Genomic DNA, 6,855 nt, shown 5'->3' on the forward strand with positions numbered 1-6,855 from the left:
GGGCACGCCCCCACACCCCCCAACATCGCAAAAAGACGCAATGTTAAAAACCTGAAAACAGAGCTTGTAGAAATGGCTATTTTTATCGCATCGACCAAATCAATATCTCGCAGTAACGGACAAAGTGCCGTTGCTTCTGCGAGCTATCGCGCTGGTGTTGAGCTTGACGATAAGCGATACGGTAAAACCCATGATTACTCTAAACGATCAGGCGTTATGAGTGCCGATATCATTTTACCGACAGCATTGGCTTCTGCTTATACTGATATTTCACGCAGCGATTTATGGAATAAGGCAGAGGCTGCCGAGAAGCGTAAAGATGCGCGTGTGGCTCGCGAATGGCTGGTCAATCTGCCCTATGAACTTGACGAGAATGACCGTAAAGATATTGCACACAAGTTTGCTCAGACGCTTGCGGATCGTTACGGCACGATTGCCGATTGCGCCATTCATCAGCCTACACAAAGAGAAATTGATCGCGGTGCAGACCCTCGCAACTTCCACGCCCATATCATGTTTACCACGCGTACCGCTGAGCTTAACGATAATAACGAGATCGTACTGACCGATAAGGCGACCATTGAGCTATCCGATAATAAGCGGCGCTCACTTGGATTAGAGCGCGTCAATGTTGAAATCAAAGAGGTACGGCAACTATGGGAGCAGATCGCTAATGAGAAACTGGCCGAGCATAATCATGAGCTGATTGATTCGCGCAGCTATCGCGATCAAGGCAAAGACATTGAGCCGCAAATCAAAATGGGTAGCGTTGCAACCAAGCTAGAGCGTGACAAATACGAGAGTGAGCGAGAAAAAGCAGAACAAGCAAACAAGAAAGGTGAGGTTTACGAGATAGACGAAACACCGGCCACAATCAGAGGTGAGATTAACCTGATGATCAATGAGCGCAACCATCTAGTACGGACACGCGAACTTGCCGATCTGCGCGAAAAACAGTTATTTATCGTCCCAGCTGCCCCCACACCGAAGTATAAACCCAGTCAGGACAGTAATGATGAGCTGGAGCAAGCTGAATCAGTAGTTGAGCGCGTCAAACAGGTGCGTATTCAGCGCCAGATTGCTAAGGAAGCGGCTGAGGCGCTTGAAAAACAGCGTATTGCTCAGCAGCAGCGAGATATGGCGGACAAGAAAGAGCGTGAGCGCCTATTAGCGCAAGAAGAAGCGCGTCAAGCAAAGCTTGAGCAGCAACGCGCCAAAAGAGCAGAAGAAGAAGCCGGCTTTAAGGCGCAACACGACCATATCTCGAATCAAGGTCTATCGGATCAGCACAGGCTTCTAAAAATCATCGACCAAAAAAGTGACTTTAGCCAACGCCTTAACACCCTACTGCATCTTGATCAGCAAATGAGCGCATGGCAGCGCTACCGCAGTGAGCCGAGTACCACTGACCACCAAAAACAGCTTGCAGACCGTGAACAGCATGAAATTGGCAGCCACATTATCGGCCACAGCCAGCAGCTGCTTGATCACATCAAGTCTATAAGCGACCTATCGACAAGAAAAGCACACACCAAAGCCTTAGAGCGCGTCTTTGATGACATCAAAGATCGACAACAAAGCGCCCTCAGCCCCGAACACCAGCGCCAAATGCGAACGGTATCCACTGAAATCACCGGTTATAGCCGTGATATCAACCGCAGCCGAGGCATGAGTCTTGGCTTTTAAGCTCACAAGCAATACTAAACGACACTGACGGTCGCATAGAATCACCTCAGAGGCTTCTCAGGCATCCCACAGCGCCATTTTGATGCTAGGGTACCAATAAGCATATAAACCACCCTAAAAACGCCTACAGCGCCATTTAGAGGCCAAATAGCATCATAACTAGCGATTAGGAACGATCCATGCCACAAAATGACCTCTCTATCCAACTAGAAGACCTATTGCTTGCACTTGAGACCTACACCAAAAAAATAGATAAGCAGCTGATTGACAGCTCAAACTTACATCATGCGCACTACAAACAAGCGCAAGATATTGCTAATTGGGCAAAGGCACTGACTTCACTGTTAAAAACCTATCAAAACAAAGAAACCTTACTGCAAACTGAATTTGTTGAAGCCATTAACAAAGAGATTGCAACCGTCTTTAAAACCAATGAAGACAGCTATCACAAGCGTATTGATGAAGGCTTTACCAAGCACATCACCGATGCGAGTGATACGTTCTTAAAAACAACAAAGCTGCTTAATAGAGATTTAGGGAAAATACAGACCTCTGTTACCAGTGTTGCTAGTAACCTTGACGATACTAAAGACAAGATAGCTGAGCTAAATGTAGATGCCTCCAAGCAGATGCTAGATAACGTTAAGCGAGAGTTTAACCGTCAATTAATACTAACTTTGGTCGTTATGGTTGTTGTGGTATTAGCATTAGCCTCTGGAGCAGCTTGGTTGTTTATTCCTAGCAAAAGCGAGATAGCAAAACGTCAAGATGATTATCAATATCTGGAAAAGGCTGGTGTGGCTCATAACATTGTCAAAATAAGTGGACAAGATGGTCACTATGCGAGGATTGATCCCAAAGACTGTTTTGAAGATGAGAAGAGTTCGTTCTATAGCCAATCAAAGCTATGCAAATTTAAGTAACTTACTTCCTAAATCAACTATTAAAAATAGCCCTTTGTTTTTTATGCTTATCCACAACCAAAAATGCTTTTAATGCTTTTAAATGCTTTTAAATGCTTTTAAGCTCGCTACAGGCCTTACGGTATAAGGGATGTAAGACCAATAAGGTGACGTTTAGTTACCAATAAGGTGACGTTTAGTTACCAATAAGGTGACGTTTAGTTACCAATAAGGTGACGTTTAGTTACCATTATGAGACAAGTTTTTCTTTGTCTTTTAAACGACGTTTACTTACCATTATGAGACTCTTGTATATTTGTCACTAAAGTGACTTGTAATAATAAGTCACTTAATATAAGGTAGGGTTTAAACATACTAGGATAAAGCCAATGAATAAGAAGCAAGACTTAGTAGTAAAGACTAATCAGTTAAATCAAGCATTACAAACATTATCGTTATCTGAGGTTCGAATTATTCAACTAGCTATAGTCGATGCTAGAGAAACTGCTACGGGATTAAGCACTGATAAACCTTTACGTATCGATGCCTCTCGTTACGCAGAAGCCTTTGGCACTTCACGACAGAATGCCTATGCTCGAATGAAGGAAGCAGAAGAAACCTTGTTTAATAGACGTTTTACCTATCAGGATATTAATGGTAAGCCAATCAAAAGCCGCTGGTTACAGCAGGTTCAATACCATGATGGCGAGGGCGCAATAGATCTAGTTTTTACGCTTGCCGTAGTAGAAGGGATTAGCCGTATTGATGGGCTGGAGCAGTTTTTCACTTCCTATTTGTTAGAGCAAACTACACAATTTGATAGTGTTTATTCAGTGCGCCTCTATGAGTTACTTACCCAATGGCGCGCCGCCAAAAAAACGCCTTGTTTTGAATTAGGGGTCTTTCGACAACAAATGGGGCTAGGTGTGAATGAATATAAAAGAATGAATGACTTTAAGAAGCGAGTGTTGGACTTGGCCATTAATGAAATTAATGAGAAGTCCGATCTGAAAGTAAAATATGATAACGTAAAGAAAGGCCGCAGTATTACAGGCTTTAAATTTGTAGTTCATGAGAAGAAAAAACCCAAAACTGGACAGGTAGCTGAAGCTCGCGATGTTGACAACGGGGATATGTTCACTATTGATGGGTTGTCTGATAAGCAGCTGTGGCGTATCAGTCGGCATAAAGAGTTTATAAGTACATATAGCGGTCTTGCTAAAGGCGACGCTGGTAAGAGCTGGTCAGCATACAGCGACTTTATAGTCGGTGAGATCAAGAAGGACGCTTCTAAATTCAGTAAAAAACGCCCTATACGTGAGTATTTAGATGGGAATGAAGAGGAATACGATTTCTCAAAATAGCGAGAGAAACTGACTACCTAGGACAGTCTGTTATAAGCGGTTCTCTTATAGCGATCTGCTTTAGGTAGTCTGTTAATAGATCTAAAGAGCATTTTAGGTGGTTCTGGTGGGGTATGCTCTAAAAGAACCTGAAAAGTTAATCAACAGATTATACGTCAGTAAGAAGCCATTATTTGATAGACTCATATGCTTCGGTTTTAAGGGATATTAAAAGTCTTGATCTATAAAATTATCTCAAACAAGCATTTGCGTATAGCATTAGTATTTTTGCTAATCCAGCAAATTATTGTGGCGTCATCAACGTATTTTATTGCTCGCCTTGCACAAAGTCTGACCGAGGACACTATTTCAATTTTATATATGGTGCTATTTGCCCTCTCTTTAGTAGCGGTTTATGTGCCTGCATATTTTTGTGTTACCAATACAGAGCGCGCCAAGTATGACGCTCATAAACTGTACAATGATAATTTTCATACTGTCTTTTTAGGCAAGACACATTTGCTATCCAGCGACGATTTACAGAGTACGGCAACGACAACGCTCGCTCAGGAAAGCAACTACACCCTTGAGACAGTCATTGATAGTATTTTTGATATTTCAGCGTTGGTACTCAATGTCTTATTTAACGTGTTGGTCATTGCTTGGTTTTTAGATGGTACATTACTGCTTGGTTATGCAGTAGGTATTATTTTCGCCTCCCTGTTTGTGCATTTTAGACGACACGCCTTAAAAACGGCTGCCAAAACAGACCAGCAATCACGGCTGAATTTAGCCGCTAAACTTTTTGACAGTTGGGATAATGTCGTTATTTTCAATAAGCATAATTACACGCTCTATAACAATATTGTCCAAAAAAGCTTTGCAACAGCAAAGAATAATAGCGTTAAATCCACCTCGATCCAGCATATCAATTCAAGCTTAGGCATGATCATATTGATGCTGCCTGTCTTTGTGGTCACTGCTTTTATTTTTAATAAAAATTGGCATGATGCTGCGACGATGGCGGTACTAATTGCCACATTGCCAAGACAAATTCAGCTACTACAAATGTGCTATGCCTTGATTGGCTACCATACTAGTATTGGTGTCATTAAAACGATGCTAGATGGCATTTTGGAGGTTTTACAACCTACTGCCGTCAATTTAGATACCTACATTCAGGCAAACCAAATACGTGTGAAGCAAACAGGGGAAATTTTTGATTCAACACAGTTGCCTAAACAAGGTAGGTTAACGCTGATTGGTAACAATGGCGTTGGTAAATCTTGTATGTTACTCAAGCTCAAAGACCACTACCAAGAACAGGCTTACTATTTACCTGCCAAGCACAATTTGTATTTTAATTACAAAACAGATAAAGCCCATAGAGGTTCAACAGGACAACAACTCATCAAGCAAATTCAAGAAATTAGAGAGGACGACCGAAGTACAATTATCATGCTTGATGAATGGGATGCACATTTGGATAGAGAAAATACTCAAATTATAGATCAATATCTTGATGATCTTGCCCAAACAAGACTTGTAATGGATGTTAGGCATTGAGTTAAAAAGCGCTTAATCTGCTCAGTAAGTACACTATGAAGTACACCGCCATTATCTCAATAACTCAAACCATTGACACTCTTAGCCTACAGCCAAAGATTCAAGTCCTCACTAGGGAACCGAACCAGTTAAAGCACCTGATTTGTTCACCGTAGGTATGATTAAATCAGATTCGATAGCTGGGGATTTTTTCTATAAAAATAGCCTTCTACTAGTTTCCCATAATATATAAATAGCAATGAAAAGTAGAATAAGTCCTGAAAATTTACTAATTATATTTGCGATTTTATTATTACTAACTTTTGAGAATATAAAAGAATAAATAGATAAGATACTATAGTCTAGAGCTATCCACACCAACGTCAGAATTAGCATAGACGAATATATGTCGCTTGATACCTCTAAGAATAAAGGGAAGAAAGCAATAAAAAAAATAACATCTTTAGGGTTAGAGATACCTATAAGAAAGCCATCTTTGAAATGGTTTTTCGTAACAAGAACTGAACTTTCCTTTACAGTCTGATCAATATCAATTTTATCTTTTATAATGCCTATAGAAAAATATATAAGATAGAATGCCCCTAAAAAGGATAACCAGAGCATAGCTGTCTCGCTAACTGAAAACACCCCCTGAAGGATAATAAATGATATTGCTATCAAGATTAGTGACGCAGTGTTAGTGCCTGCGACTGTTGCTAACCCCGCTTTGAACCCACTTTTTACGCTTGCACTCACTACAAGTACAGTCACAGGTCCTGGAGTGCCTAGAAATAGAAGAATAGCTAAGAAATAGGCGAACAATAAAGAATAATCTATCATTTAACTAATGCCTTTTTTATTTTTAATGGACATATTTTATTTACAAGTGCTCATCTAAACTAGCATTCAACTCTAAATCATTCTTAGTCTCGACCGTACCACCAAGCCCCTTTACCAAATCTGCCATTAAATCCTTATCAGTCTGTCTGGTCAGGAAATTCAATAGATTGTCAGCCGTATATTCTTTCAAACCATCTACTGAATTATTCTCTAAAGCATCTACCAAAAAAGCACCAAGTAATATTTTTTGCCGTGTTAGCTTCTTATCTAACTTCTGCTTCTCTCTATTTATCTTAAGCTCAAGCTCATTGATCTTCTGCTGTTCTTTTAGATCATTACCACCAAGTAAGCTCATACCTTTCTCCTAGATTATCAAATTATTTACTTACCTAACTATAGCAACTTCGCCAAATCCTAACAACAGTTTATGATATAGTTAATTGACGGATGGTTGAGTCCCACTGACTAAGTGCGAGTTTTCGACTTTACAAATGTTTATCCCTGCCGGTCAACCATTTATAAAATCAAAACATCGGCAG

6 protein-coding genes are annotated in these 6,855 nt (G+C 40.5%); 4 read left to right on the forward strand and 2 right to left on the reverse strand.

Translation table 11 applies throughout. The features are described 5' to 3' along the window. The 4 genes from ACT3QP_RS13665 to ACT3QP_RS13680 all read left to right on the forward strand — a co-directional run. Nucleotides 1-1,686: MobA/MobL family protein (locus ACT3QP_RS13665; RefSeq protein WP_444525882.1), on the forward strand; the 1,686-nt coding region annotated here is incomplete at its 5' end. A 179-nt stretch (nt 1,687-1,865) separates the two neighbouring features. Next, nucleotides 1,866-2,609 carry a hypothetical protein gene (locus ACT3QP_RS13670; RefSeq protein WP_443541082.1) on the forward strand — a complete coding sequence of 248 codons (744 nt, stop codon included), beginning with the start codon at nt 1,866-1,868 and terminating at the stop codon, nt 2,607-2,609. A 368-nt stretch (nt 2,610-2,977) separates the two neighbouring features. Further along, nucleotides 2,978-3,952, forward strand: coding sequence for a replication initiation protein RepM (gene repM, locus ACT3QP_RS13675; RefSeq protein WP_133378671.1), 975 nt, complete (start codon nt 2,978-2,980; stop codon nt 3,950-3,952). A gap of 288 nt (nt 3,953-4,240) precedes the next feature. Continuing rightward, nucleotides 4,241-5,497 (forward strand): ATP-binding protein, encoded by a 1,257-nt coding sequence (locus ACT3QP_RS13680; RefSeq protein ID WP_227678806.1) that lies wholly within the window; start codon nt 4,241-4,243, stop codon nt 5,495-5,497. 192 nt (nt 5,498-5,689) lie between these two features. Here the strand turns inward: ACT3QP_RS13680 and ACT3QP_RS13685 are convergent, their stop codons facing one another. Then, nucleotides 5,690-6,316: a LysE family translocator gene (locus ACT3QP_RS13685; protein WP_192529719.1), complete on the reverse strand. Its 627-nt coding sequence runs from the start codon at nt 6,314-6,316 to the stop codon at nt 5,690-5,692. Between the two features lie 40 nt (nt 6,317-6,356). Then, nucleotides 6,357-6,671: a mobilization protein MobS gene (locus tag ACT3QP_RS13690; RefSeq protein WP_225735384.1), complete on the reverse strand. Its 315-nt coding sequence runs from the start codon at nt 6,669-6,671 to the stop codon at nt 6,357-6,359. Nucleotides 6,672-6,855: the final 184 nt, after the last annotated feature.

This window comes from Psychrobacter sp. AOP7-B1-24 (assembly GCF_052376215.1).
Taxonomy (GTDB): domain Bacteria; phylum Pseudomonadota; class Gammaproteobacteria; order Pseudomonadales; family Moraxellaceae; genus Psychrobacter.